Annotated in this window: 17 protein-coding genes; 10 read left to right on the top strand and 7 right to left on the bottom strand. The window is 44.4% G+C overall.

Going from position 1 to position 26,874, the window contains the following annotated elements; all coding sequences use genetic code 11:
- Positions 1 to 11 precede the first annotated feature (11 nt).
- A complete protein-coding gene (locus QMG91_RS11205) occupies positions 12 to 4,079 on the top strand; it encodes a zinc-dependent metalloprotease (RefSeq protein ID WP_281826516.1) in 4,068 nt (1,355 codons plus the stop codon).
- 48 nt (positions 4,080 to 4,127) lie between these two features.
- A complete protein-coding gene (locus QMG91_RS11200; RefSeq protein WP_281826514.1) occupies positions 4,128 to 6,725 on the top strand; it encodes a hypothetical protein in 2,598 nt (865 codons plus the stop codon).
- Between the two features lie 129 nt (positions 6,726 to 6,854).
- On the opposite strand, the gene QMG91_RS11195 is transcribed toward QMG91_RS11200, so the two are convergent.
- The 3 genes from QMG91_RS11195 to QMG91_RS11185 all read right to left on the bottom strand — a co-directional run bounded on the left by QMG91_RS11195 (position 6,855) and on the right by QMG91_RS11185 (position 10,007).
- The gene (locus tag QMG91_RS11195; RefSeq protein WP_022599658.1) at positions 6,855 to 7,397 is read right to left on the bottom strand and encodes a hypothetical protein; all 543 of its coding nucleotides are present in this window, start codon (positions 7,395 to 7,397) and stop codon (positions 6,855 to 6,857) included.
- A gap of 172 nt (positions 7,398 to 7,569) precedes the next feature.
- Positions 7,570 to 8,067 carry a response regulator gene (locus QMG91_RS11190; RefSeq protein WP_281826512.1) on the bottom strand — a complete coding sequence of 166 codons (498 nt, stop codon included), beginning with the start codon at positions 8,065 to 8,067 and terminating at the stop codon, positions 7,570 to 7,572.
- Positions 8,064 to 10,007, bottom strand: coding sequence for an ATP-binding protein (locus QMG91_RS11185; protein ID WP_281826510.1), 1,944 nt, complete (start codon positions 10,005 to 10,007; stop codon positions 8,064 to 8,066). Before QMG91_RS11185 ends, QMG91_RS11190 begins: the two co-directional genes overlap by 4 nt.
- 205 nt (positions 10,008 to 10,212) lie before the next feature.
- On the opposite strand from QMG91_RS11185, the gene QMG91_RS11180 reads away from it, so the two are divergent.
- From QMG91_RS11180 to QMG91_RS11145, 8 genes are all read left to right on the top strand, one after another.
- Positions 10,213 to 11,475 carry a DUF945 family protein gene (locus tag QMG91_RS11180; RefSeq protein ID WP_281870028.1) on the top strand — a complete coding sequence of 421 codons (1,263 nt, stop codon included), beginning with the start codon at positions 10,213 to 10,215 and terminating at the stop codon, positions 11,473 to 11,475.
- A gap of 146 nt (positions 11,476 to 11,621) precedes the next feature.
- Positions 11,622 to 12,704 (top strand): 3-phosphoserine/phosphohydroxythreonine transaminase, encoded by a 1,083-nt coding sequence (gene serC, locus QMG91_RS11175; protein WP_004408208.1) that lies wholly within the window; start codon positions 11,622 to 11,624, stop codon positions 12,702 to 12,704.
- 158 nt (positions 12,705 to 12,862) lie between these two features.
- A complete protein-coding gene (locus QMG91_RS11170; RefSeq protein WP_281826505.1) occupies positions 12,863 to 13,603 on the top strand; it encodes a response regulator in 741 nt (246 codons plus the stop codon).
- A 3-nt stretch (positions 13,604 to 13,606) separates the two neighbouring features.
- Positions 13,607 to 16,075, top strand: coding sequence for a PAS-domain containing protein (locus QMG91_RS11165; RefSeq protein WP_281826504.1), 2,469 nt, complete (start codon positions 13,607 to 13,609; stop codon positions 16,073 to 16,075).
- A gap of 160 nt (positions 16,076 to 16,235) precedes the next feature.
- On the top strand, positions 16,236 to 17,255 hold the full coding sequence (locus QMG91_RS11160; RefSeq protein ID WP_281826502.1) for a sugar ABC transporter substrate-binding protein: 1,020 nt from the start codon (positions 16,236 to 16,238) through the stop codon (positions 17,253 to 17,255).
- A gap of 74 nt (positions 17,256 to 17,329) precedes the next feature.
- The gene (locus QMG91_RS11155) at positions 17,330 to 18,406 is read left to right on the top strand and encodes an ABC transporter permease (protein ID WP_022596352.1); all 1,077 of its coding nucleotides are present in this window, start codon (positions 17,330 to 17,332) and stop codon (positions 18,404 to 18,406) included.
- Positions 18,403 to 19,182 (top strand): ATP-binding cassette domain-containing protein, encoded by a 780-nt coding sequence (locus QMG91_RS11150; RefSeq protein ID WP_004408201.1) that lies wholly within the window; start codon positions 18,403 to 18,405, stop codon positions 19,180 to 19,182. The genes QMG91_RS11155 and QMG91_RS11150 overlap by 4 nt, the downstream gene beginning before the upstream one ends.
- A gap of 92 nt (positions 19,183 to 19,274) precedes the next feature.
- Complete coding sequence (locus QMG91_RS11145; protein WP_281826499.1) at positions 19,275 to 20,195, top strand: ABC transporter substrate-binding protein; 921 nt, start codon at positions 19,275 to 19,277, stop codon at positions 20,193 to 20,195.
- Between the two features lie 51 nt (positions 20,196 to 20,246).
- Here QMG91_RS11145 and cydC read toward each other — a convergent pair whose 3' ends face one another.
- The 4 genes from cydC to QMG91_RS11125 form a co-directional block, all read right to left on the bottom strand.
- A complete protein-coding gene (gene cydC / locus QMG91_RS11140; protein ID WP_281826497.1) occupies positions 20,247 to 21,965 on the bottom strand; it encodes a heme ABC transporter ATP-binding protein/permease CydC in 1,719 nt (572 codons plus the stop codon).
- A complete protein-coding gene (cydD, locus tag QMG91_RS11135) occupies positions 21,958 to 23,739 on the bottom strand; it encodes a heme ABC transporter permease/ATP-binding protein CydD (protein ID WP_281826495.1) in 1,782 nt (593 codons plus the stop codon). Before cydD ends, cydC begins: the two co-directional genes overlap by 8 nt.
- A 142-nt stretch (positions 23,740 to 23,881) precedes the next feature.
- Positions 23,882 to 24,838, bottom strand: coding sequence for a thioredoxin-disulfide reductase (gene trxB, locus QMG91_RS11130; RefSeq protein WP_004408195.1), 957 nt, complete (start codon positions 24,836 to 24,838; stop codon positions 23,882 to 23,884).
- A 215-nt stretch (positions 24,839 to 25,053) separates the two neighbouring features.
- The gene (locus QMG91_RS11125) at positions 25,054 to 26,769 is read right to left on the bottom strand and encodes a hypothetical protein (protein WP_281826492.1); all 1,716 of its coding nucleotides are present in this window, start codon (positions 26,767 to 26,769) and stop codon (positions 25,054 to 25,056) included.
- Positions 26,770 to 26,874: the final 105 nt, after the last annotated feature.

Genomic DNA, 26,874 nt, shown 5'->3' with positions numbered 1-26,874 from the left:
GGTAGTTACTTATGAATTTTAAGAAACTTAGCTTGGTGACAGCAGTGGGAGCAGCTTTAGTGGGCTGTGGAGCTGATGATCAAGCATATGAATATGTAGACAGAGATGTGTATGAATACGCTCTTTCGAGTCTTACTTCGGGTACTCCTCGAAAGGTAAGTGATGAGAATTGTATCGATTGCTATGAGATTCCGGTAGAAGGACTGTGGCTATTCCAACAATCTATGGGTGATTTATCTAGAACTTCATCAAATACCCCATATGCTTACGACTATATTAATGGTGAGCGCTTAGTAAAACTTAAGTTTACAAAAGATGGTCTTGTTGCTGAGCTAGTTGAAGGTGATATTACTTTTGAAGGGGAAACAACTCGATTCCCACAAGAACATAATGAACCTCGTCTCTTCACTATTACTGGAACATATGAAGGTTACCAATGTAAGGAAGATTCATATGGTGACTGCACTAACACAGAAGAGAAAATATCTGATCCTAACGTAAGGTGGTGGCAAAAAACTCACTTCACACCTGATTTTGTTAGTTTAGATATGCATGATGAGCAATATTTCTTCGAGAAATGGCTAGGTGATAAACAAAGCAAATCTCTGACTCACCTTGAGTTCGATCCTAAGAACGCAGGTGTAATCAACATTGAGCATGAACACAATATCGTTTCTAAAGCTGGTAACCCAGAAAAAGCAGATGTTTTTTACTCGTTAGTTCGTTTGGATAAGTTGGCCACTCCGGGATATCAAGCTGTTCACTATGATTTGGAGGAGCACAGTAAGTTTGGTCTATTCAAAACTTCATATGAAAAGCTAGATGGTAATTATATCCCAAACCAAAACGGTCATAAGGGGTACTTTATAAATCGCTTTGATCCTCGAAAAGATCGTATCGAGTATCAATTAAGTGATGAATTTTTCCGTAAAGATGCGAATGGAAACCTTGTAAACAAAGTATGGCTAGACGCTACAATCAAAGGTTTTGATTATATAAATAACAGTCTAAAAGATAGCTTTTCTGCTAACGGTAGATTAGTTCCTGAACTTGTTATTACAAACCAAAATGAATCTGTTGGAGCAAAAGTAGGCGATATCCGAACCAACGTCATTCATATTGTACCCGAAGCAAGTCAAGCTGGACTACTTGGATTTGGACCAAGTACAGCTAACCCACTAACTGGAGAGATTGTAAGTGCTTATACGATCATGTATCCAGGTGTATCTAAGATGGGAGTTAGCAGTGGTTGGGATGAATTAGCAAGACTATATAACAAAAATCAGCTAGCACAACCTTACGAAAGTGAAGGTATGAGTGCTGGTGCAGCTACATCCAATGTAAGCTATATTGGTTCTCATTTGGCTACTATAGAGAGTGAAGATGTTACAGCAGTAAGATCGTTGGCAAGACAATCTCCTGCTCCAGTTGAAGTTCTGCCTAGTGAAGATCTTCCTGAGTATGAGCAAGTAGATCTAGATGCTGAGCTGGAAAAAGAAAACAAACGCCTCCAATATATGATGGAAAACAACATGTATCCGGCTGAGCTTTCATCTATTTCTTCTAAGATCGTGGCAAATAAGACTGATATAACTGAACTTGATTTCTTTGAAGATGGATTTTTTACGAACCCTCAAGCGGATGCGCAGTTTAGAACTTTGAAGTTGTGGTCTGATTTATCCCCAGCTCAACGCGACGCTGTTACTCACTCCTTCACGGTGCACCAATATTTGACTACTCTTGTACACGAGATTGGTCACAACATTGGTTTAAGGCATAACTTCTCTGGTTCGTTTGACCACCATAATTTCTACACGAAGAATCAAGCTAGTGCTCTTAATTTGAAAGGCATCTCAGCCACGTCTTCAATTATGGACTACACCCCTTCCGAGATTAACGTGCACCCTGCATTTGGTCTTTATGACCGAGCAGCTCTTCGATTCGCTTATCAACGGAAAGTGGAGGTACACCCGGAAATAGATGAGAATATTCTAACCCGCTCTGAAGTGAATTATGCAAAAAGTACAGCGAAGTACGAACTGCTAGATTTAGCATCATACGATGACCAAAAGCGCAAAGACCTGAGTAAACGTTCTGCATTATCAGAGCTTATCTATAACTCAGATCTAACTCATAGCGGCAAGGAATTAAAGGAGTATAAGTTTTGTACAGATGGTAGAGGTCGAGCAACGAGTGAGTCTGGTTGTTTGGTCTTTGATGAAGGGTCGAGTTTTGAAGAAATCACAGACAGTTTAATTGCCCGATACCATAGAACGTTTGAGTCACGTAATTCAAGAAAAGATCGTGTCGAATTCAATGAAAATGATCGCGCAAGAAGTAAATACTTCTCACTGCATCGCGATTTTCAACGCTCAAATATGATTGTTGACGACTATTACAGAACATATTGGAGAGGTGACTATAAAACACCAGAACAGGCGTGTAGTGATGTTTCCACTGGTAGCCTTGAAGAACGTTGTGACATCACAAAAGCTGCCTATAAACAAGCATATTTCTATTTGGATCTTTTAAAAACGCCTGAAAAGCAATGCTTGCTAGAAGTTGATTTCGATCCAGCACTTCCAAATGGCACATTAAAGGAACGTCATGTTTGGTCTTTAGTTAACGCAAATTATCTAGCAGGTCTTGTATCTGACTCATACGATTGGCGTAATAAAATGCCAGTGTCTTGCTTTGATAGTGATATGAAAACGCGGATAGATTCTTACCCTAGGGAAATTGTGTCCAACGGGGTTAGCTATGCTCTTCAATATACTGTTATTGGCGAGACAAAGCATGGAAGTTACTTAAACAAAGTTACCTTCAATAATCGTGCAAGTTCTGAGTGGGCTTCATATATTGGTTATGAAGTTGAGCATCTAGGTACTTGGATGGATAAATTATTAGCAATGGGGTACTTATTAGAGCCATCAGGTCTAAAAGGTGTTGATTTTGCTTTAGTGGATTTACCAGGGGTAAGAGAAGAGCTCAACAATTTGGTAGAGCACTGGACTAAAAATGCTAAGCTGCCAGAAGCTTCACCTATTGCAAAAAGCTTCTCGAGCCTACACGATCCATATGCGTTTGTTGATTCGCAAGGGCGAGAAATAGATTCTGTCGCGTATGTTCCGAATTGGGCTGGAACATCTATCCGATCTACTCCAAATAGCTTATCTTGGAGATTAAACAACTGGTATGGTACGAATAGAAGTGGGTCTACACCTATTGCTAAAGCGATGCTATACACGATATCCAAAAACGATAGCTCTAGGACGGATCTCTTTAAGCCGGAAGCTTTCGATCTATTAGAAAAAACAAGTATTCGTGAAGTTGGCGGTTATGTTTCTCATGAGCCAAAATACATCGATATTTTGGGTAGTGAATATGTCGCAGGTAAAGATAACTCGATAGCTTCAGAACTTATTACTCAAGTGCAAAACTCGAAAGAGTTTATTTCTACTCAATACGGCCGGAGTGAACTCGATTCTCATTTACTGACTCGCGACAACATATTGGGTCAGCTAAAAGAATCATCGGCAAATGCTGTAACCAGTGATGTAAGTGTTAAAGATTACCTTATTGGTTCAGCGGATGTAAGCGAATTGGCTACATATGGTAAAGAAATATTACCTTGGGTTGCTAGTGTAAATGCAGAGTTTGACAAGCGAGGCTCTACTTTCTTAAGTTACGAAGTTATTTGGGATGCGCGTGAGACTTTAATCAATTCTAAGGATCTGGTTTGGAACGAAGACCGTGATTGTTGGGTATTAGGTCGAGTTGGTTGTATGTTCGGAACTGATCAACGAATTGAAAGTGGTCTATCTCATGCTTCAGTTAATAGTGCTAGTCAAATAGCTAAAGTAATAAATGAACAAAGCTACACATCAGCCCTTGCTTACTTAGAAGTTTATTACGCTGGTTTGGAAACACTGAGCCCTCTTTATTCAGCTACTACAGCAGCTATTGAGTCTGCAATCAATGAGCCTGCATCTACATCAGAGTTCATAGATCTAATTGATTCTGTCGGTTTGAGAAGCTTAAATATTATTGAAGAGAACGAAGACGTTACTCAGTTCTAATTAAAATGGGCTGGGTAGTAATACCTAGCCTTATTCATGGAGTGAAATATGAAACGTACAATACTGGCTAGTATTCTACCTGCCTTACTTTTGACTGCTTGTAATAAATCTAGCGAGTCAGATAAAACAGAAACTTCTGAAAATAATAAGCCTAATAGCGCTGCTTCTAGCTTTACGAATATTAAAGTCGTTGATGGCTACTTAGCTAACGCAAATATATATATTGATAAGAATAATGATGGTGCGATTAATTCAGATGAGTTCGTTGGTAATACCAATGAAAGAGGTGAGTTTAAGATAAAAAACTCTGATATTACAGGTCCTATTGTAGCAACATCAGTCCCGGGTCAAACAAAAGATCTTGATCTTCCAGCGCATATCGATATGACTGGCTTTAAATTGTTTGCTTTAAAAGGAACAACTATAGTATCTCCACTTTCTGAATTAATTTATGAGGAGGCTCTAAAGCTAAAGGCTGGTAGTACCGATAGCATAGAAGCATATGTCGAGCAAGCTACACAAAGTGTACTAAACGAGCTATCTCCCATACTAAATGGAAAGGACATAGATCTAAGGCATTTTGATTTTATAGCGGAAAAGAGTGGTAAAAATGCTGATGTCGCTCAAAAGCTGCATAAAGTAGCTCAGTCTCTTGTTGAGGCGGAAAAGAATGGTAACAATCAGTTTCTTATAGAGCTACTACCATATTTCGTTGATGAAGCTAGTGCTTTAACACCGTCGCAGTTGGGTAATGAAAAGCTGTTCTTCACCGCTGATTATGTTGATTTGGGTGACGGGTTTGGTTATGTAGAAAATGTTGATACAGTTGTAAGACTTACTCCAATTCAAGAGGAATTTAGTCGCTTATACGAAAATATCTCAAAGGCAGGAGTTACAGTTGGTGATGTAATTCCTGAGCAAACTTTTGAGTTGGATAATTTGTTTTCGGATGAAGTAACTTTTGAAATCGTTAACACTTCGGGAAATACTGTAGATGTAATTAATGGAATAAGCATTACAACTATTGCTGCGGTTGATGAAGTTTTAGGGGAGAGTGATGTTGTACATCAAGCGTACGAACCTGCTAAATTGATTATCCAAGGGTTCCCTAATGAACCACTAGAAACAAAGTTTGTTTTAAAAGTTACTGAGAGCGTTTCTTCTGGAAAAGGTAGAGTCGCATATCTAGATTTTGAAGTCCCGGTAAAGCCAAAGTACGCTCTACCAGTCCTAACTGAATTTGGGACTAATGCAATTGAAAGTTTGTCAGAAAGGCTTGACGCTCAGTTTATTCCTGGATCATTAATTTTAGTTGGGATAGAACCAGAAAGAATGTTCCAAGTGATGGAGCAAGAGCGAGCTATAGGCGAAAAGAGATACCAAATAGAGGCTTCTAGCGACTTGGGAAGCTTCCTATTAATAGAAGTAAAAGACATTCCTAGCGAATTTTTAACTCAATTACACACTAGTTTTGAGTTGAGTCAGGAACAGTTAGAGTTACTTGATAACCCATCAGCATGGATCCTGTTAGGTAACATATCTGATAATGCAAATGGTCAATATCCTATAAGCATCAGATTCCAACACGAAGTAATGGGCGATGATGGCAGTGCTCTAGCTGTTGTTTCTACAAGCCTTGAGAAAATTACCGATATCAATGTGATTCAGCAAACTTATGTAGATCAGTTAAGTTTATTGGAGAGTCAAGAATACTATTTTAAATCCAACCCTATAGATGTCAGTGATTCAAATTTGACGTACTGTCGTAAGCTAAAGTTTGAAAACGGTGAATTACTGATTACTGCTCTTCCTAATAATGTATTTACGAGATGCAATAGCGCTGAGGCATACATAAAGGTTGGAAATTACGCAATAGGTGAATATGGAATTGAAGTAACCCGTGATCAATCTACTTCACTGTTGAACTTTTCAGTCGTGAATACAGAAGTAGAAGCTTTGGGGCAAATTCAGATTGAACTTACTGATATCCATGGTGTACGTTCTAAATCGGTTGGCTATTTTAATACCCCGGTCTCGGATGATCCTCTGACTGAAGATGTAAATGAGTCAACCCAAGATTATTCGCATGTTATTGAAGAAAAGATCTTTCAAGACCTAGTATTTCTGGATGTCACAGAGCATCAAAAAGATGCAGAATCCAATCCTTTATATTTGACATATGATGAAGGAAGGAAATTGTTTACTGTGAAAAAAAATCTCAGTCCGCTCCAAATCCCTTCCAGTGTATCTATAAGAGCAGTGTATGAAGAAGGCACTAGTTCTTCTGAACCTGCTTTATATCTTGAGTATGGAAAAAACTGTGAGCTTCTTGATATCACAAACGACTATATTGGTGGTAATTCTCCAAAACTTAGTATGTCATATGCATATTCATCTACAGGTGATGTGATTCCCCCAGTGAATGCCTTAGATTTTAATGGGAAATGCAGAATTAGTTATGATTTAACCCAACTAGGTTCTGACTATATACTAGGAGATTTTTTCGATATTCACGTTAAGCATAAGCCTGATTATATTGATTTTGTGGACTTTAATAGAATGCAATGGATGACCTCTGATGGTCATAACTACCATAGGCTTGAAAAGTTAAGAGCGGAATTTAAACCGAGAAAAAATAGCTTATAAGCTCAAAGCCCCAACTATAAGTTGGGGCTTTATACATCTAGACAAATTGAACCAGCAATCACCGAAAAACGAGCACAAAAAAGCCAGAGACTAAAATCTCTGGCTTTCTAAATTCAGGAAGAAGAAAGATTAAAACTTAAATCTTGCTGTCATCATAAATTGGTCGCCGTAGAAGTCATTAAGTAGACCCTCCAGACCAATTGAGAATAGTTCGGTGGAGTGGAAGCGACCGTATACAGAACCTGTCCACTCGTCTTTTTGCTTAATGGACACGTAACCCACTTTACCACCCACTTCTAGCTGTGGACCCAACCATTGGCGAACACCAAGGTTGATCTGCATGCCTGTGTCGATGTCCTGATCTTTGTTATCAACCGCGCGGAACAGCATTTCACCTGTTAGATCTGCCCAGTTATTTACCGGAGCGTGAAAGCCGAAACCAGCAGACAGGTTGAAATCACCTTTGAATTTGGAATCAACCGTCGCAACCATATGTGCGTTAGGATGAATTGACTTACTGAAACCACCACCAAAAGTCATTGGGCTGGCACCGATTCGCGCTTCAGCATAGTCGTAGTTAAAGTTGCTCATTGACGCGACTTCGTCTTTGTCCGCAGCAAATGAAGAAGCAGATACTGCCATCAGACCAATGGCTAACAGTGTCTTACGCATAATTTAGACAAACCTTCTTTAGTTGGTTCTGGTAGTGCCTTAATGGCAATACCATGAAGTTCCTTGAATTATTACGGTTTATGATAATGCATCCTAACGAGGATTCATTAAAAAATTGAAAGAAATTCCATTTCTGTGGGCGTTTTCTGCTCTATTTGATGGAAAATGCCCACTATTCACCAAATTCAGTGCGTTTTGCCGCGATGGCTTCGAGGATTTTCTCTCCGTTTAGAATGCGAACCCAGGGTAAAAGTTCAGTGTCATTTTCAATAATGAACTGAGTGAGCTGCTGAGTTATGGTGTTAAGAAGGTCTTCACCATGCCAGGGTTTTGAAATATAAAAGTCCAGATTAGCCTGGTTTATCGCTTGGATTGTGTCTTCGAGCCCTGCCTGACCTGTTAACAGGACTTTTCGGGCATGGGTAGTTTCATCTGAATGATTGAGCTCAATGAGGAAATCGATACCCGAGTGCTCTGGCATAATATGGTCACACAGTATCAGTGCCAGATTTATGCCGTTGTTCGCACTCTCTTCGATGATCTCTTTTGCTTCTGAAACGGACTCTGCAGCCTCAAGCTCAAAAAATTCATCCAGCGCTTCTAAATCATGGATGACACTGTCCAGAACTTCGCGCTCATCGTCTACACAGAGTATTAGATACTGATTCATTGTGTGTGCTCCTTGGATTCAGAATGAGTGGGTAACATCACTCGTATTCGGGTGTATTGGTTTGGCTTTGACTCTGCAATCAACTTACCTCCATGCTGTTTAACAACTTGTTGGCAAACAGACAGCCCGATGCCTAACCCAAAGTTACCTTCTTTCTTTGTTGTGAAGTTTAAGTCAAAAATCTTTGGAAGAATGTTGTGAGGGATGCCATGCCCCGAGTCTTGTATCTCAACCACCACCCAGTTTCTTTGGTCTGAATATTCCTGCTTTGCCGATATGACGATCTCCCCTTTGTCAGGTAAAGCATCGAGTGCGTTAGAGATTAGGTTCGTCCATACTTGCTGCAAAGCATTGGGGTTGCATCGCAGCACAGGTAACTCTTCATAGTGTTTTGTGAGCTTGTATCGCTTGAGCTGGTTTTCAAACATTGTCAGAGTATCCTCTAACCCTTCAAGAATATTGCAGTCCTGAATAGACTCACCTTCGTCTCTGGCGTAGCCTTTTAGGCTTTTAACCATGTCAGTAATTCGTGATGCACACACATTCAAAGAACGAAGGGTATTTCCAACCGTGTAATAGTGCTCAAGCTTTGGCAGTGTCTTATCTAATTCGTTTGAAGCCATAAGCTTGTTTAGCACTAACTCATCTTTATGTAGCCCTAGTTTCACCAGTTTCTTTGCGATCCTTCTATCACCAATCTGTTTCTCTATCGCTTTAGCATGTTCCCGTTGTGTGGCGGTAGATTCCGGGTGATTGTTTAATGAAGACAAAAGCAACTTCCGAGCAAGATCGGAATCTTCCAATGGCTGATCCGGTTCAACAATTGCCTGAATGGCGAGGCTCAGGGATTCCGCACCTCTTAAAATAGCGGCGGCAGGGTTGTTTAGCTCATGCGCGACACCTGCAACGAGCTGACCAAGCACCGCCATCTTCTCTTTCTCGATCAACTGAGTTTGCGCGGTTTCCAAAGACTCAAGTGACTTTTGCAGTTCAAGTTTGGTATCAATACTGCGCTGCAAGCGGCGATTAAAGTGACGCAAGAGAAGGTTCGTAAAGAGAGGAAGCAGTTCGGAGTCTGAATGCATCACTTTATTGAACTCGGCTCGGCTAAGCTTAATGACGCGGGTCTGGCTCAAAGTAATCGCCGTGGAAAAAGACATCTCTCCTGTAACAAAAGACATGCCGCCGACTAAGTTGCCCTTCTGGTGTCGAACCACCTCCCGCTTAATCCCGAGTTCATCCTTCTTGTACAGCGCGACTTGACCAGAGGTAATAAACCACAAAAAGTGGTTGGGTGTTCCTTCCCTTGTGAGGAGGTGATCTGCGGAATACGTTCGTATCGCTTGTGTTTCGTCATTGGAAGAGAAAAACTCACTTAGGGCGCCGATAACTTTTTCAGCCAGCGCTTCATCAGTGAGGTTATGGCAATCATGAAGAAAGCCAGACTGAAATCGATGGATACGGTTTTCAATGTGCGCTCTAACTAGCCTCCCCTGGTCGAGGATTTTACTGTATTTCAGCCAGTCCTGTTCAGGGTATTCCAGAATAAAGTCAGTCAGTTCCTGCACCAGGCTTTTGGTAATGGACTGCGTATCAGACGACTCGGTTATGCAGTGATCCAATCTTCCTTTATTTACTGCGGTAAGAATGTCTTCAAGGTCATTTCCATCACTTAGCAGCACCTTACGGGCATGTTTTGTTTCGGGAATTTGTCCAATCTGAATGAGATAATCAGAAGCCAGAATGTTTGGTCTGTTCGCTGCTATTACCATTGCCAGCCCAGATTGAGCCTGAGAAAGCTTTTCAACCACGCTGCTCGCTTCTGTAATAGAGCACGTGAAACGAACATCGAAATGATCGTAAAAAGGGGCGAATACCGATTCAAAGCGACGAACACTTTCTTGGTCATCATCGATAAATAAAATCGCAAAATCTTTCACAGCACCTCCTTGAGATAAATTAAATCTACCAAGAAGATGCAGTTCGATATGAGATGTGGTTAGTATTCTAGGCGATAGCTGCGGTTATCTGACAAAACGCTGACGTAACTCAAAGATTATTCTTAACAAAAATTCATTGTTCGGCTTTCCCATTGCTGAACAAATTAGGGTAGACTGCCATTTTTAATTGTTAATTTCCTATCGCATGCACTCTCTTAAGAAACTTGGCGCCATTGGTGGTGCTATTGCGCTAACTGCTTGTTGGCCTTTGGCTGTTGGTCAAATTGCACAAACTATCGTTGAAAATGGTATTCAGCAGCTCAACAGTGAAGGCGTGAAAGCCGAAGTGGTTGAGTACGACCGAAGCTATTTCTATGCTCAGGCAATCACACGTTACACCATCACAGATCCACTGTTGGCAGAGAATCTTGAGAAAGATGGGTTACCAATCTCTATTGATGTGGTTCATGACATCAGCCATGGATTGTTATCAATAGACGCGCATTCCTATGTGAAAGATTCGAAGTTAGTGCAGTTCGAATTAGCCACCCAAAGCAAACTTAATGGTGATACCGATTTCGAGCTAGTGGGTCGTAAGTTCAACTTTACTGACTCAAGTGGGTCAGAGCTTATCGTCGGCGAGTATTCTGCCACTGGCAGTGCATCTATTTCTGGCGCTTTAGACTACCAAGCATCCATTCCTTTCTCTTCGGTTAACTTTGCCAATGGTGATGAACTTGTGGTTTCAGGGTTCACCGCAAAAGGCAATGGACAAAAAGAGCAGGGGATCTGGATTGGTGAACAGAAGATGGATTTGGCGAGTATTTCGCTAAAAACTGCCGGTGGCCAGAATGAATTCCAGCTAAGTGAACTGGATTACATGATTACCTCTGTGAAAGCTGAAACTGGGGAAACGTTTGATAACCAGCAAGTACTAACGATTGAAGAAGCGACTTCGGGTGAGAATGTAGCTAAAAAAGTGAAGCTGGACTTTGCATTTAACGGCATTCGCAGTGATGCATTAGAGCAGCTACTGTCCATTTACCAATCTGGTGCAGAGTTAACTCCAGAAAAAGTTGAGCAAAGCATGCCACTGCTTGATCAACTGGTTGAGGCTGGGCTTGAAGTAGAGCTGAATAAATTTGCTGTTAACCTCAATGGCGGCGATTTTCAGTCTGCATGGAAACTGGTGGTTCCAGCAGGGCAGAAAAATGTCTCACAAAATGCTTCCATTCTACTGAACGTAGTAGAAGGCAAGCTGGATGCTCATATCTCCAATGAATTGTTGCAAGCATATCCATATGTTCGCGAGAACATTGATGAACTGCTGATTATGGAGTTTGCAACCGAAGGTGACAAAGGAGTCGACCTGAATGCCAACCTGAATGGTGGCCAGGTGACCTTTGAAAGTGGAAAACAGGTTCCTCTTCTTGCATTGTTTATGCCGTTAATGGCTGGGCAAAGATAGAGATATTTGCAGGAAATAGCTCACTGAAGAAAAAAAGAAGTCAAAAGACTTCTTTTTTTGTGTTTACTGTAGATTTTTACTTTTTCAATATGTGAAAAAGTGTTATTACTTGGGAAACGTTTTACCTAGCAGGAGCATCCCTCATCATGGAACCGATCTACAATTTCAGTGCTGGTCCAGCCGGACTACCTAAAGCAGTCATGGAAAAGGCACAAGCCGAATACGTTAACTGGAACGGTATTGGCACATCGGTAATGGAAATCAGCCACCGTAGCAAAGAGTTTATTGCAGTAGCTGACAAGGCAGAGCAAGACTTACGCGACCTTCTGTCCATTCCAGACAACTACAAAGTACTGTTTTGCCATGGTGGAGCGCGAGCTCAGTTTGCAGCCGTGCCTATGAACCTGATAGGCGACAAACCTTCCGCAGATTATGTAGACGCAGGTTACTGGGCGGAAAGTGCGGTTAAAGAAGCGAAGAAGTATTGTACTCCTCGCGTGATTAACGCTAAAACCGAAGTAGACGGAAAAGTTGCAGTTATTCCACCTTCGGAGTGGAAAATCGATGAAAACGCTGCTTATGTGCACTTTTGTCCGAATGAAACTATTGACGGTGTAGAAATCACAGATTTGCCTGTTACCGACAAACCGATTGTTGCAGACATGTCTTCAACCATTCTGTCTCGTAAAATCGATGTGTCGAAGTACGGTGTTATCTACGCAGGTGCGCAGAAAAATATCGGTCCTGCTGGTATCTGCATCGTGATTGTAAGAGATGACTTGCTTGAACTGGCGTCGGAAGCCTTGCCAAGCATCCTGAACTACAAGGTTCTGGCAGAAAAAGACTCCATGTTCAACACGCCACCAACCTACGCCTGGTATTTGTCTGGCTTGGTCTTTGAGTGGTTGAAAGAGCAAGGTGGTGTAGAAGCTATTGAAAAGGTGAACGAAGAAAAAGCGGCGCTGTTGTACAACTATATCGACGGCTCTGAGTTTTACCGAAATCAGGTTCATCCTTCTAACCGTTCTCGCATGAACGTGCCATTCCAACTGGCGAAACCAGAATTGGATAGCAAGTTCTTAGAACTGGCGGAAGAGGCAGGCCTTCAAGCTCTAAAAGGACACCGTGCAGTAGGTGGTATGCGAGCTTCTATTTACAACGCAATGCCGCTTGAAGGCGTACAAGCCTTGGTAGAATTTATGAAGCAGTTCGAAATCGAATACGCTTAATCTCTCGCCCTAACTCCTTTGAAACCCAGCCTTGCGCTGGGTTTTTTATATTCGGCTAGACTTAATACAAATCACAAATTTCGAGTGTTTGTTAGCCAAATGTTGTTATTGAGTGTTAATTAAATAACTTCTGAACCTTTAATTAAGGAAGCCGAATTTTGCAACTCAGGGAACAGAGTGTAAGAAGAATCATAGTGGTCGATGATGATCAGGATATTCGTGATGTGCTGGATGATGCCCTGACACAACAGGGACACAATGTTGTGCAGGCTGAAAGCAGTGCCCAACTTTTTCAGGCTCTAGAAGCTGATACAGCAGATTTAATCTTACTGGATCTTAGACTAAAGCAAGAAGACGGCTTACAGGTTGCCAAATCCATTCGCGAAGAAAGTGCTGTTCCCATCATGATGTTGACTGGTAAGGGGGACGAAACGGATCGGATAATTGGGCTGGAAGTGGCGGCAGACGATTATATGATGAAGCCATTTAATCTTCGTGAGCTGATTGCCCGCGTGAACGCGCTACTACGACGTTCAGAATTGACCCAGCCTAAGCCTGTTGAAGTGGTATCGGATCATACCCAGTATCAGTTTGGACCCTGGACACTCAATATCACCACTCGTCAATTACATCATGCCTCAGGGAAAGAAGTCAGCCTCACTTATGGTGAGTTCTCCCTGCTTCAAGCTTTCGTTTCTTCGCCAAACTGCGTCTTGTCCCGTGACCAACTGCTCGATAAAACACAGGGTTTCGCATCCGACTCTCAGGATCGAACTATTGATGTTCTGATACTGAGATTACGTCGGAAAATAGAAACCAACCCGCGTCTTCCCAATTTCATCCAGACTGAGCGTGGGGTGGGTTACGTTTTTAATAGCAAAGTCGTAATGCTTGGCTAGCCCATGGTTAACTTGCAAAGTATTCGCACCAAGTTATTGCTTTCCGTTGTCGGCACTTTGCTTCTTACTCTGTCGCTGGCGAGTGTTTTTATCTATACCACACAGCAAAACCAAGCACTGATCGACGACATCGCGTCTGCTACGCTGGAAGACATTAATACTGCGCTCAGCCTTTCAGAGAGTGTGGCTCAGGTCGCCGCTATGGCGCCATATGCCGCAGATTTTGCTCGTCCCTTTCATGTGCAGAATGAAACTCAGCGCCTGCAAGAAAAAATTGCCGAGCTTAATGCCGTTGCCCGACATTTAAACAACGTCGAAGCCCGAAATACCTTACTGAAGCGGGTAGAAACGCTGGATGCATCGATACAGGGGCTGCTGTCTAACGTGACTCAGGAGCTCTTTACGCGAGAGGATTTACTGGCTCTACAATTTGAGTTGCAACCACTATCCTCGCATTCACAAGGCAATATTTTCTTAGAATCGTTTACGACTAACCCGATGAGAGTGCCAGAGGTTTTGATCAAGCAGATGGAAGACTTCGCGCGGGTGCTTTCTTTTGGAGAAATCTCAAAAATATTGGCTGAGCTAAGGCTTCAGCAATCAAAGGTCGCGGAGATTCGTCGTAATAATGCTTATCTTCTCTCGTCCATTCGCGCCCAGTCAGATCAAATGACGGTATCTGTACACGAATTCGTTATCGCACTGCAGCAACATTTACGCTTTCAGCAGAAACAGTCGGAGCGCGCCATTGACCGGGCGACCATGTTTATCTCGATCATTATTGTTTTGTTGCTGGTAAGCAGTATCTACCTTCACCGGTTTAACTCTGTACTTACTCGTGATTTGAAAACAGTTACCGATGAAATGTCCAGTCTTGCCAAAGGTGACACCAACGTAGCGGTCGCCAATATCCAGCGTAATGACGAAATTGGAGAATTGGCGAGAGCCTTTGGGGCTTTTCAGTCTGAAGCGGTCGAAAAGGTAAGAATGACGGAAGATCTTCAGGCTCAAAAGAATTTGCTGGAAGCCATATTTAACAACATTCAGGATGGCTTGAGTGTGTTTGATGACCAGGACAGGCTGGTGGCGTGGAACCATCGCTACTTGACGTTGTTTAAGCTTGAAGCGCGGGAAGTCTCCTTTGGAATGTCGCTTGATGAATTGCAGGATTTAATGGCCAGAACTCCTTTTCGAACACGAAATCTGATGCAGGAAAACCTGGAGATGCAAAGGCTGAATCGGGAACGTAAAGACAAATCAGCGGTGTTTGAGCGTTATTTTAATGATGGACGAATCATTGAGTTTCGCAGCCAGCCCATGCCAGAAGGCGGGTTTGTTACTTTGTACAGCGATCTGTCTGAACGTAAAGCCATAGAGCAACAACTGCACCAATCGCAAAAAATGGAAATGTTGGGTCAGCTAACCGGTGGTGTCGCGCATGATTTTAATAACTTGCTTGCATCATTGATTGGTAATCTACAGCTACTGGAAATGTCTGAAGGTGTAGATGAGCGTCAGGCAAAGTATCTGGCTCGCGCGCTAATGGTATCTGAGAAAGGCACTAACCTCGTGCAGCGCTTACTGGCATTCAGTCGCAAGCAACAGTTGTATCCGGAGTGGGTTGCGGTGGATGATTTGGTGGCGGGCATACTGGATCTGTCTGCGTACTGTGTCACACCAAGTATTCAGGTAAAAACCTCTCTACAACTCAAAGACACGCACATTCATGTAGATCCATCCCAGTTGGAAAATGCCTTACTGAATTTGGTTCTGAACAGTGCAGCTGCAATGCCAGAAGGGGGAACACTCACGCTTTCGACCTCCCAGACAACCAAGGATAGTGTTTGCTTAAAAGTGTCGGATACCGGTGTAGGAATGAGCTCGGAGACCCAGCGGCGTGCGCTGGAGCCATTTTTCACAACAAAACAAACGGGTGAAGGAAGTGGTCTTGGACTGAGTATGGTCTATGGTTTTGTCACCCAAAGTGGCGGAGAGATTGAAATAGATTCTGTCCCGCAAAAGGGAACGACAATCTCCCTGATATTACCGATTGGTGTTACCCCAGATAACCAAGAGCCGGAAGATAAATCGCTTTCACCAGTCGTGAATCTATCTTCTGGCTCTCAAGTACTGGTAGTGGAAGATGACGAAGAAGTTGGGAAGGTTATCCATGAACAATTGCAATCCCTGAATCTGAGAGTTTACACCGTATCAACAGTTCAGTCCGCCTTGGAATTTTTGCAACAGAGTGAATGTAGCCTGGTGGTTTCTGATGTGAACTTGGGTACACCGGAAGACGGCGTCAATTTAAAGCTGCATTTAATGAAAATGCATCCGGATCTTCCTGTAATACTCACCTCCGGATTACCTGTCGAAGCACTGATCAAACATCACCAGTTTGATACTGAATGGACATTTATCCCGAAACCTTTCCAATTTGAAATCCTTCAATCCCTTATAAAAGTAACTTAAAGAACAATCAGTTAAGTGGTTTATTACAATTGTTAACGAGATTTCCTTACTCTGAAATCATTCATTAGTTTTTTCATTTGATTCTTGTCTCTCCCAATTCAATTTTGGGTAGCCGACCAAGGAAGGTAACACCTTGGCATAACGATAAAGGGAATCAATCATGAAAAAGATGTTCACTGTTGCAGCACTGGCTGCTGCCATGTTCAGCGCACCATCCGCTCTGTCTGCTGACAAAACCATCGTCGGACTTATCACTAAAACCAACACCAACCCATTCTTTGTAAAAATGAAAGAAGGGGCAGAATCGAAAGCGAATGAGCTTGGTCTTGAGTTACGTTCTTTTGCCGGGCGCTACGATGGCGATAACGACTCACAGATTCAGGCAGTCGAAAACCTGATTGCATCAGGTGCAAAAGGCATTCTGATTGTGGCGAGTGATCCGGTTGCATTAACTCCTTCCATTGAGCGAGCACGTAAAGCGGGTATTGTGGTTATTGCGCTTGATACACCTTTCTCTCCAGCTAATGTCGCGGATGCAACATTTGCAACGGATAACTTCTTAGCAGGCGAGCTGATCGGTAAATGGGCAAAAGCAAAAATGGGTGCAAAAGCCAAAGATGCCAAAATTGCTTTGCTGGATCTCAGCACCGCAGGCATCACGGTTGACGTTGCACGTAATCAGGGCTTCCTGAAAGGATTTGGGGTCGATGTGAAAGACGTCAACAAAATGCGTGATGAAGATGACCCGCGTATCGTAGGGAACGATGTTACTCAGGGGTCAGAGGAAGGCGGTCGCCGTGCGATGGAAAACCTGCTGCAAAAAGATCCGGGTATCAACGTGGTTTATACCATCAATGAACCTGCGGCAGCAGGGGCTTATGAAGCACTTAAAGCGGTGGGTAAAGAAAAAGACGTCCTATTGGTTTCCGTCGATGGTGGTTGTCCGGGTGTCGAGAACATCAAAGATAAAGTCATTGGTGCCACTTCCATGCAGTTCCCGTTGAAAATGGCTTCGCTCGGTGTGGAAGCGATTGCTGAATATGCCAAATCGGGCGTAAAACCGGGCGCGACTCCGGGTAAAGGCTTCTTTGACACAGGGGTTGAACTGATCACGGATGAGCCAGTTAACGGTGTTGAATCATCAACTTCTGCGCAAGGTCTTGGTAAGTGCTGGGGCTAATCGCCTAAGGAAAGAACCAAGTGAATACCTGAGAGAGCCTTTGGCTCTCTCAGATTAGAGTTAAGGACAACACTATGAGCCAACCCCCTTCTTCGACCGAGCCCAATTTTGAAAAAGCCGCCGAACGTAACGCAGACAAAAGTTTTGCCCAGTTCAATGAATCGGCATCTGTGGGTTTGTCTGTGCAGCGCTTTTTGCACAATCAGCCGACTGCCGCGCCTTTTCTGGTGCTTATTCTCGCGGTCACAATATTCAGCTTCCTCATCGGAGAGCGATTTCTTCATCCATTTAACATGTCTTTGATTCTCCAGCAGGTCACCATCATTGGTGTGTTGGGTATTGCACAGACTCTCATTATCCTGACCGCAGGGATCGACTTATCGGTCGGTGCCATTATGGTTTTATGCTCTGTTGTCATGGGACGTATGGCAATGGATTTTGGGCTACCGCCTTCTATTGCATTTGCCATTGGAATGCTGGTCGGGACGCTCGCAGGTTTGATTAACGGTCTGCTGGTGTCTCGGTTCAAACTGCCCCCGTTCATTGCAACACTTGGTACGTGGAACATCTTTTTTGCGCTGAATCTCTGGTATTCCAATAGCCAGACGATACGTTCTCAAGCCATCGCCAAAAATGCGCCGTTGCTTCAGTGGATGGGAGAAACCATCGAGTTCTTTGGTGCCAGAATCACCTACGGCTCTATTTTGATGATTTTACTGTTTGCTGTGATTTGGTATGCCCTTAACTGGACGGCATGGGGACGACATGTCTATGCCACAGGTGATGATCCAGACGCCGCAAGGTTAGCAGGCATACGAACGCAAAAGATCTTGCTGTCGGTCTATGTCGTTGCAGGTTTCATCTGTGCTATCGGAGCCTGGGTATTGATCGGACGAATTGGCTCCATCAGCCCGCAGGCAGGCTACACCGCTAACCTGGACTCCATTACCGCCGTTGTCATTGGTGGAACAAGTTTGTTTGGAGGGCGAGGATCCATATTTGGCACCCTAATTGGCGCTTTAATTGTCGGAGTATTCAGAAATGGACTCGCACTCTTGGGGGTAGATGTGCTTTGGCAGGAATTTACCGTCGGGTTATTAATCATCGTTGCTGTAGGTGTCGACCACTGGATTAGGAAGGTATCGGTATGAGTGAACCAGTATTGCAGGCAAGAGGTCTGGTTAAACGTTACGGTCGAGTTACCGCTTTAGATGGCGCAGACTTTGATTTGTACAAAGGGGAAATTCTGGCTGTTATCGGCGATAACGGTGCAGGCAAATCCAGTTTGATTAAAGCGCTTTCAGGCGCGCTGATACCGGATGCAGGAGAAATTAAACTAGACGGCAAAACGGTGTCTTTCAAAACTCCCATGAGTGCAAGAGACATGGGGATAGAGACGGTGTATCAGAACCTTGCTGTCGCACCCGCTTTGAATATCTCCGATAACCTATTTCTCGGTCGTGAAATCCGCCGAGAAGGGGTGTTAGGTTCGGTTTTTCGAATGCTGGATAAAAAAGCCATGAATGAGCGTGCAAAGCAGCAACTTGCCGATCTCGGGTTGATGACCATTCAGAACATTACTCAAACTGTAGAAACGCTATCTGGCGGTCAAAGGCAGGGCGTGGCAGTGGCTCGCTCTGCTTTGTTTGGCAGTAAAGTTGTGATCATGGATGAGCCTACAGCGGCATTGGGTGTGAAAGAATCAAGAAAAGTACTCGACCTAATTCGACAGGTGAGGGACAGAGGTTTGCCTGTGGTATTGATTAGCCACAACATGCCCCATGTGTTTGAAGTCGCTGATCGAATTCACGTTCACCGATTGGGTAAGCGAGCCGATATCATTACACCAAAGACTCATACAATGTCGGATGCGGTGGCGATCATGACGGGGGCGGTTGAACCGGGAACAGCAGGTACTGCCGCTTGATAAACGGGGCTCAATGTTGCCTAATTTGCAGCCAGATCGGACAGCGATTACTCTGTATAGGTAACCAGCTATATAAGGAAAAGGTTTCTTCTATGTACAAATCTGTGTTGTGTTTTGTCTTACTGCTTTTCCTGGTTAACGGTCGCGCATCCGCGAGTTCCGATTATTCAATCGGAGTGTCCGTGTCTGATCTGACCAATCCGTTTTTTGTCACTATGGTGAAAAGCATTAAGGCGGAAGCCAACCAGATACCTGATAAAAAGATCGATGTGATTGTCCGCTCCAGTGCGTACGACTTAGATCGCCAGAACCAGCAGATTGACCTGTTTATTGAGCGCAAGGTGGATTTGATATTACTGGTAGCATCTGATGAGCAGGGAATCGCTCCGGCTGTGAATAAGGCGAGAAGGGCTGGCATCCGAGTGATTGCGGTCGATGTAAGGGCAACGGGTGCCGATGTCACTATTACTACCGACAACATTCAGGCTGGAGAAATGGCGTGCCTGAAATTAGTGAAGAAGCTGAATGAAAAGGGCAGGGTGATCATCATTAACGGTCCACCCGTGTCAGCCAGTCTCGACAGAGTGGCGGGGTGTAAGTCGGTGCTAAATGACTACCCAGACATCAATTTACTGGACGCAGACATCAATGGAACGGGCAGCTATAACGGCGGCTTGGAAGCCATGGCATACGCGCTTCAGGCTTACAGGGACATCGATGGCGTTTTCGCGATTAATGACCCGACGGCTTTGGGCGCTGAACAGGCAATGCTTCAGTCCGGTGAGCAAGTCTGGATCGCTTCGGTTGATGGTGCGCCATCAGCTATTCAGGCTTTGGAGGAAAAGCGCCCCAACTGGTTGGGTACATCAGCGCAATTTCCTAAGCGAATGAGTAGGGAAGCAGTGCAAATTGGGTTGGGGTTGCTGAACGGGGGAAAAGTTGAAAGAGAGCTGGTATTGATTAAGCCTGAATTCATCGACGTATCCAATTACCATCAGTTTTCGCGCTGGTAGAAAAAAGCCAGAGCTTTGTTGGCTCTGGCTTTTACAGTACAGTTTTACTGACTAAAGTGTCTGGCAGAGTTGATAGTAGCGACCCTGTTCGCGAATCAAATCCGCGTGGCTGCCCGTTTCAATAAACTGACCTTGTTCCATCAGACAAACTAGGTCCATTTTCTCCAGCCCAACCAAGCGGTGAGTGATGAAGATAACTGTCTTGTCGCTGAAATGTTTATCAAACAACTGCATCATCTGCTGTTCGGTCTGCTTGTCTAAGCCTTCTGTCGGCTCATCCATCAATACAATAGGCGACTGACGCAGCACCGCACGTGCAATACCGATTCGGCGCTTTTCTCCTCCAGAAAGTTGACGACCGCCTTCACCTAACCAGGTATCCAGCCCTTTGTCTTCATTCAGTTTGGATAACCCAACCTGCTCGAGAACATCAATCAACTGAGCATCTTCTGCTTCAGGTAATGCAATGGTGAGATTATCTCGAAGTGAGCCGTTGAGAACGTCGACACGTTGGCTGACGACGGAAGTAGAGGCACGCAGAGCACTTTCACTCCACTGCTTTACGTCGCGACCACCAATGGCAACCTGACCAGACTGCGCATCCCAAATTCGCGTTACCAACTGCAAAAGGGTCGATTTTCCAGAACCGGTCTGACCGACAATCGCCACTTTTTGCCCGTGCCCGACGTGCAGATCCAGATTATTCAGAACAGGTGCATCCGCTTCGTATCCAAAGGTGACGTCAGAAAGCTGGATATCAAACTTGTCAGGTTGAGGTGTTTCATTGGTAACAAACTGAACTTCAGGATCCGCGTGAATGATTTCGTTCAGTCGACGAGCAGACGTTACCGTCTGACCCAGATACTGGAATGCACCCGCAACAGGCATCAGAATTTCAAAACTCGCCATGGTGGCGAAAGCGATCATCGCGATGAAAGGATCTGGCGCTCGACCGCCCACACCATCGGCTGCTATCCAGAGCATCAGAACCAAGGTTAAACCACTGGCTAACATCAGCAGGCTGCTTGCCAGGCCAGTAATGCGTGCGTGCTTAGCCTGATTTTCCATTAACGCTGATTGTTTGCTGTCGATGTTGTCACGGTAGCGCGATTCCACACCAAACAGCACCAGTTCAGAGTGACCTTGAAGCCAGTCCAGCGTTGCAATTCGAAGTTCAGATTTATTCAGCGTCAGTTGCTGTCCGTTCAGTTTGCCCAGCTTGTAGAAGATCACAGGCCAAATAAGAACAAGAGCAAGAAGAATTCCACCTAACGTCAGCCCCAATACAGGGTCAAACCAGCACAGGAAAAGAGTGAGGGATGCAATACCCAGTACACTCACAACCAGCGGGCTGATCAGTCTCAGGTAGACGTGATCCATAGCGTCGATATCGGCAACCAAACGATTTAGCAGGTCTGCATCACGAATGTTAGCGACTTTACCCGGGATCAAAGGGGTGAGTTTTTCATAAAAGAAAATACGTAAATCAGTCAGTAACTTGAATGTCGCGTTGTGGCTGACCACACGCTCTCCCCAGCGACCTGCCGTTCGGCTCATAGCAAAACCGCGGACAAAGGCTCCGGGTAACATGTAATTGAAGGTTTCACGCGCAATGGTTAAACCTGCAACAGCAGATGCAGCGATAAACCAGCCTGAAAGAGTCAGAAGACCTATGGATGCGAACAGTGTGGCAAACGCCAGCAACATGCCAAGAGACAGTCCAAACCAGTGTTTCTTATAAAGTTTTAGATAAGGCAGTAAATCACGCATCCAGATTCCCCTTATCATTTTGTGATTCTTGGTGTGACTTCAGCATCTCGGCAAAGAGCCCGTTTTGCACTTTCAAGTGTTCAAAGTTTCCTTGTTCGGCAATCAACCCATTTTCCATAACGAGAATGTTGTCTACGTCTTTCAAAGGAGAAAGCTGGTGGGTAATCATTAACGTTGTTTTCTCGGCAATTCGGCTTTCTAAACCTGCCAATACGAGTTTTCCACTTCGTGCATCCAGACTTGCCGTCGGTTCGTCGAGAATCCAGAACTGACCGTTTTGCAACATTGCACGTGCGAGAGCCAAGCGTTGTGCCTGACCAACAGACAAGCCGCCAGAGCGGTCACTGACCATGTATTCTAGACCGTGCTGATCAACAAATTCATCTGCATAGCTGTCTTTTAGCGCGTGAGCCAGTGCGTCGTTGGAAACATCTCGACCGAATGTCACGTTCTCCAGAATGGAACCATTGAGTAGTAGCGGGTTCTGACCCACCCAACTGATGGTTTTACGCCAACTTTCCAGATCGACTTCTTTAAGGTCAGTCCCATTGATTTCGATGCGACCTTCATAAGGCAAAAAGCCCAAAATCGCATTAATCAAGCTGGTTTTACCCGCACCGCTAGGACCCACAATGGCTGTGGTCTGGTTAGTATCAAGATTGAAAGAAACAGGACCAAGTAATTGGCTGCCTTCAGGGCTGAACACTTTCAGGTCTTTCACCGCTATGGAGATTGGTGCTTTCGCCTCAACAGGCTTACTGCCTGATGTAATTTTGTCGACATCGGTTTCCAAAAACTCTACTAAGCTTTCAGCCGCGCCCATCGCTTGTGCTTTTGCGTGATAGAAGGTACCCAAGTCGCGAAGAGGCTGATAAAACTCCGGAGCCAGGATCAAGATGAAAAGACCAGAGAAAAGGGTAATGGTCGCGCCGTAATAGCCGAAGTTCAGTTCGCCAATAAAGGCGAAACCAAAATATACCGCGGTGATGGCGATGGAGAGCGACGTAAAGAACTCAAGAACAGCGGAAGACAGAAACGCAACTCTTAACACGTCCATCGTTCTGGAGCGAAGCACCTCAGAAGCACCTCGCATAACTTCAGTCTCTGACTTTGCACGGTCAAAAAGACGAATTGTGGTCATTGCCTGCAAACGGTCATAGAAATGCCCCGAAAGTCTTTGCAATGCTTTGAAGTTTTTGCGGTTAGCATCGGCGGCTTTCATGCCAACCAGTGCCATAAATAAAGGCACTAACGGCGCAGTAATCAGGAAAATTAAACCTGCTGCCCAGTTGGTCGGGAAAACCACGGCGAGAATAACAAATGGGACAAGTACAGACAGCGACACCTGAGGAAGGTATCGAGCGAAAAAGTCCTGAAGATTCTCTACCTGCTCTAGTAGCAATGTTGCCCATGTACCGGCAGGCTTGCCTTTAACATACGCAGGACCTAGCTCGCGTAAGCGGTCTAGGATCAGCTGGCGTACGTAAACACGAATTTGCTCTCCGCAGCGGTAACCAGCGAGTTCACGCCCCCAGCTGCAAATGGCGCGTCCAACCACGGCTCCTGCTAAACCAGCGAAATGCGGTATCAGGTCGTATTTGTCGACGTTCTCAATAATTAATTGGTGAAGAATCGAAGCCAGTAAAGCGGCTTGAACAAGAAGAAACAGGCTGGAAACGACGCCCAGACTGACGGTAATCATTAACCAGCGTTTGGCGAGTTTGCTTTGCTGCTTGAGCCATTTATTTAAGGCGCGCTGCTTATGTTTGTCCATGGAAGAAGACTTTAAATTCAAATCATTATGTTTTGTGGGGGGAGATTATATCAGCTTGTGCAGGATTACGGAGTGAAGTGGGAAAAATAAAAATAAAAAATCCGGCATTTGTGCCGGATTTTTCATCAAAACTAGAGATTCATTAGTCTGTCAGACCATCTAGGAATTTTTCTGCATCCAAAGCTGCCATACAGCCTGTACCAGCAGAAGTGATGGCTTGACGGTAGTTGTTATCCATCACGTCACCCGCAGCGAAAATGCCAGGAATACTCGTTTGTGTAGCATTACCTTCAAGACCTGATTTTACGACAATGTAGCCGTCTTTCATGTCTAGCTGACCTTCAAACATGCCAGTGTTTGGCTGGTGACCGATAGCAACGAATACGCCCATTACGTTCAGTTCTTCTGTGTTGTCAGACTGAGTATCTTTGATGCGAACACCAGTTACACCCATGTCGTCACCGAGTACCTCGTCCAGAGTACGATCCGTGTGAAGAACAATATTGCCGTTCTCGACTTTATCCATCAGGCGCTTCACCAGGATTTTTTCTGCGCGGAATGAATCACGACGGTGAATCAGGTGTACTTCAGAAGCAATATTAGAAAGGTAAAGTGCTTCTTCAACCGCAGTGTTACCACCACCGATTACGGCTACTTTCTGGTTGCGATAGAAGAATCCGTCACACGTAGCACATGCTGATACACCGCGACCTTTAAACGCTTCTTCAGATTCAAGACCAAGGTATTTTGCCGATGCGCCAGTAGAGATGATGAGTGAATCACAGGTGTATTCGCCAGAATCACCTTTCAGGCGGAAAGGACGGTTACTGAAATCTACTTCATTGATGTGATCGAACAAAATTTCGGTCTCAAAACGTTCAGCATGTTCTTTCATTCGTTCCATCAAACCTGGTCCAGTCAAGCCTTCTGCGTCGCCTGGCCAGTTCTCTACTTCAGTCGTTGTGGTTAGCTGACCACCTTGCTGCATGCCAGTAACAAGAACCGGATTTAGATTTGCTCGGGCAGCGTATACAGCCGCGGTGTAACCCGCAGGACCAGAACCGAGAATTAGAAGACTACAGTGCTTTACGTCGCTCATTTGGACTCCGAAATTTGAATAATAATATTTTGGCTAGATTGTAAAAAATAGTGGGGACGAAAGAAAGGAAATGCAACGCAGTTAAAGCAATTAAATGGTTATAGTTTAGAACGTAGATCCCGCTTCTGACTGGTCTGCGGTGTTGTTTTATAAGAGCCAAAAAAGAAACCACCAAAATTTGGTGGTTTCTTGTTCATTATTCAGAAAAATGTCGGTTAGTAAGTGACATTGTTCATTTCGAAAACGATGCCTTTGTCGGTTACGTCCATCTTAACGTCGCCTTTTACATCATCTTGAATGAATGGTTCAAGCTCTGCAGGAACAGGTTCACCGCTGCGCTCTACCATATCGACAAATGGCTTAAACAACTTGCCATAATCAAAGTAGATGCTGTACAGACCATTCGCTTCAAGCGTTTGATCAAACAGTTTGGTGGATTCTTTCGTTGCTGTTTCACCAGTGTAAATCGTCAGGTGGCTACCTTTAGAGGCAACGTAAACAGTACCGATGTCAGCAAACTGTGCTGCTAACTGAGGTGGTAACTCGACTGGTGTGCCATCTGCTGGGATCTGAACTTGAGCCAGTGACGGTTCCATCATTTGCGCAGCTTGGAAAAGCGCGACTGGGTTGTCTGCCGAAATAGAGACTGATGCATCAAGCTTATTCAGTTCTTCACCGTATTCAGTTTCACCGAAACCGTAGTCGAACAAGTTAAAGCTGATGCCTTTCAGACCATTAACAAAACCTGTTGCCATACCGACCATTGCAGGGTTTGCCTGACTAAGACCCGTTTGCATTTCTGCCAGTGGTGCACATGAGTATTGTACGGAAAGGCTATCCTGCCAGATGGCATTCAGCGCAGGAGTCAGGTTGTTTACATCAATACCTAACCCGAATGATAGTGCGCTATCTTGTGCGCTGCTTGGGATGAAACCACGAATAGTTTTCAGTGCATCCAGAATGACTTTGTTGTTGCTCTCGACAACAAACTTAGCGTCCATTGTCAGACCACCATCATTCACTGTCGCTCCAAATACGGTGCGAGGCCAGTTCGCCGCAATGCCAGCAAACTCAGTTTTACACTGTTCAGTCTGAATTTCTGCAAACGGATTAATCGCAGATGGGTCGTCAGCTTTCACCAACTCACTGATTTTCGCTACATGTTTAGCAAGCAGGTTGCCATCCGTTGTAGTGAAGCCAGTAACCAGTTGCTGATGGTCAAAGTAACCAACAGACTCGTCACTTAGGTTCGGGTGTTTAGCAATAAGTTGCTTGATGGTTTCAGCCTGAGCGATAGATTGCGTAGGTGCTTCGATACCTAGAGCAATTTTAAGCGGGCTAAGTTCGCCGAAATCTGCTGAGTCCAGAGTTAGCGTTGCCATTCCCTGATGAACGGCTACAACCAGCTCCAGCTTAGTCTGACCATCTTCATCCGCAATACTGTACGAGCGGTAAGAAACATCGCCGATTTTCTTGGCTGTGTGCTTGAAATTGCTGCTTGATTCAGCTTTGTCGAACGTCGCCCAGAAAGCCTGTTCGTTTTCGACATCAAACTTCATGACAGGTGCAATACCCACCATGTAGATGTAGCTGTTGATCATATCAGGTGCGCCGAAAGCTGCTTTGTAAGCCTCGACGCTCTCAATCGATTTTATGTAAGTTTCAGCCAACGCATAGAAGAAGGTTTCGCGGTTAGTCATGCGCTCAGGATCGGTTTGCGACAGTTCCATGAACTCATCAATGGTCGGGAAGGTGTCTACAGAACCAAGAAACTTGTCCAACTGTACAGGTTTCAGCGGAACACCTACGATTGCAGAATCTGCTGGAATTTGATCGAGAATTGAAACGCTTTGAGATGCCTGCTGCTGAGTATAAAAATATCCACCAGCTCCAACTGCCACAATACCTGCAGCAATGACTAACTTATTCACTAGCCTACTCCTGTTATAAATATAGCGTTCGAGAATAGAACTTATTGATCTAAATAACAATCAGATGATTGCATAAAGTCGAATCAGTTCCTACAGATAAGAACT

This window comes from Vibrio nigripulchritudo, from assembly GCF_027924785.1.
Lineage (GTDB): Bacteria > Pseudomonadota > Gammaproteobacteria > Enterobacterales > Vibrionaceae > Vibrio > Vibrio nigripulchritudo.
Note: the sequence above shows the minus strand (reverse complement) of the source record. Positions and strands in the feature narration are given on the sequence as shown.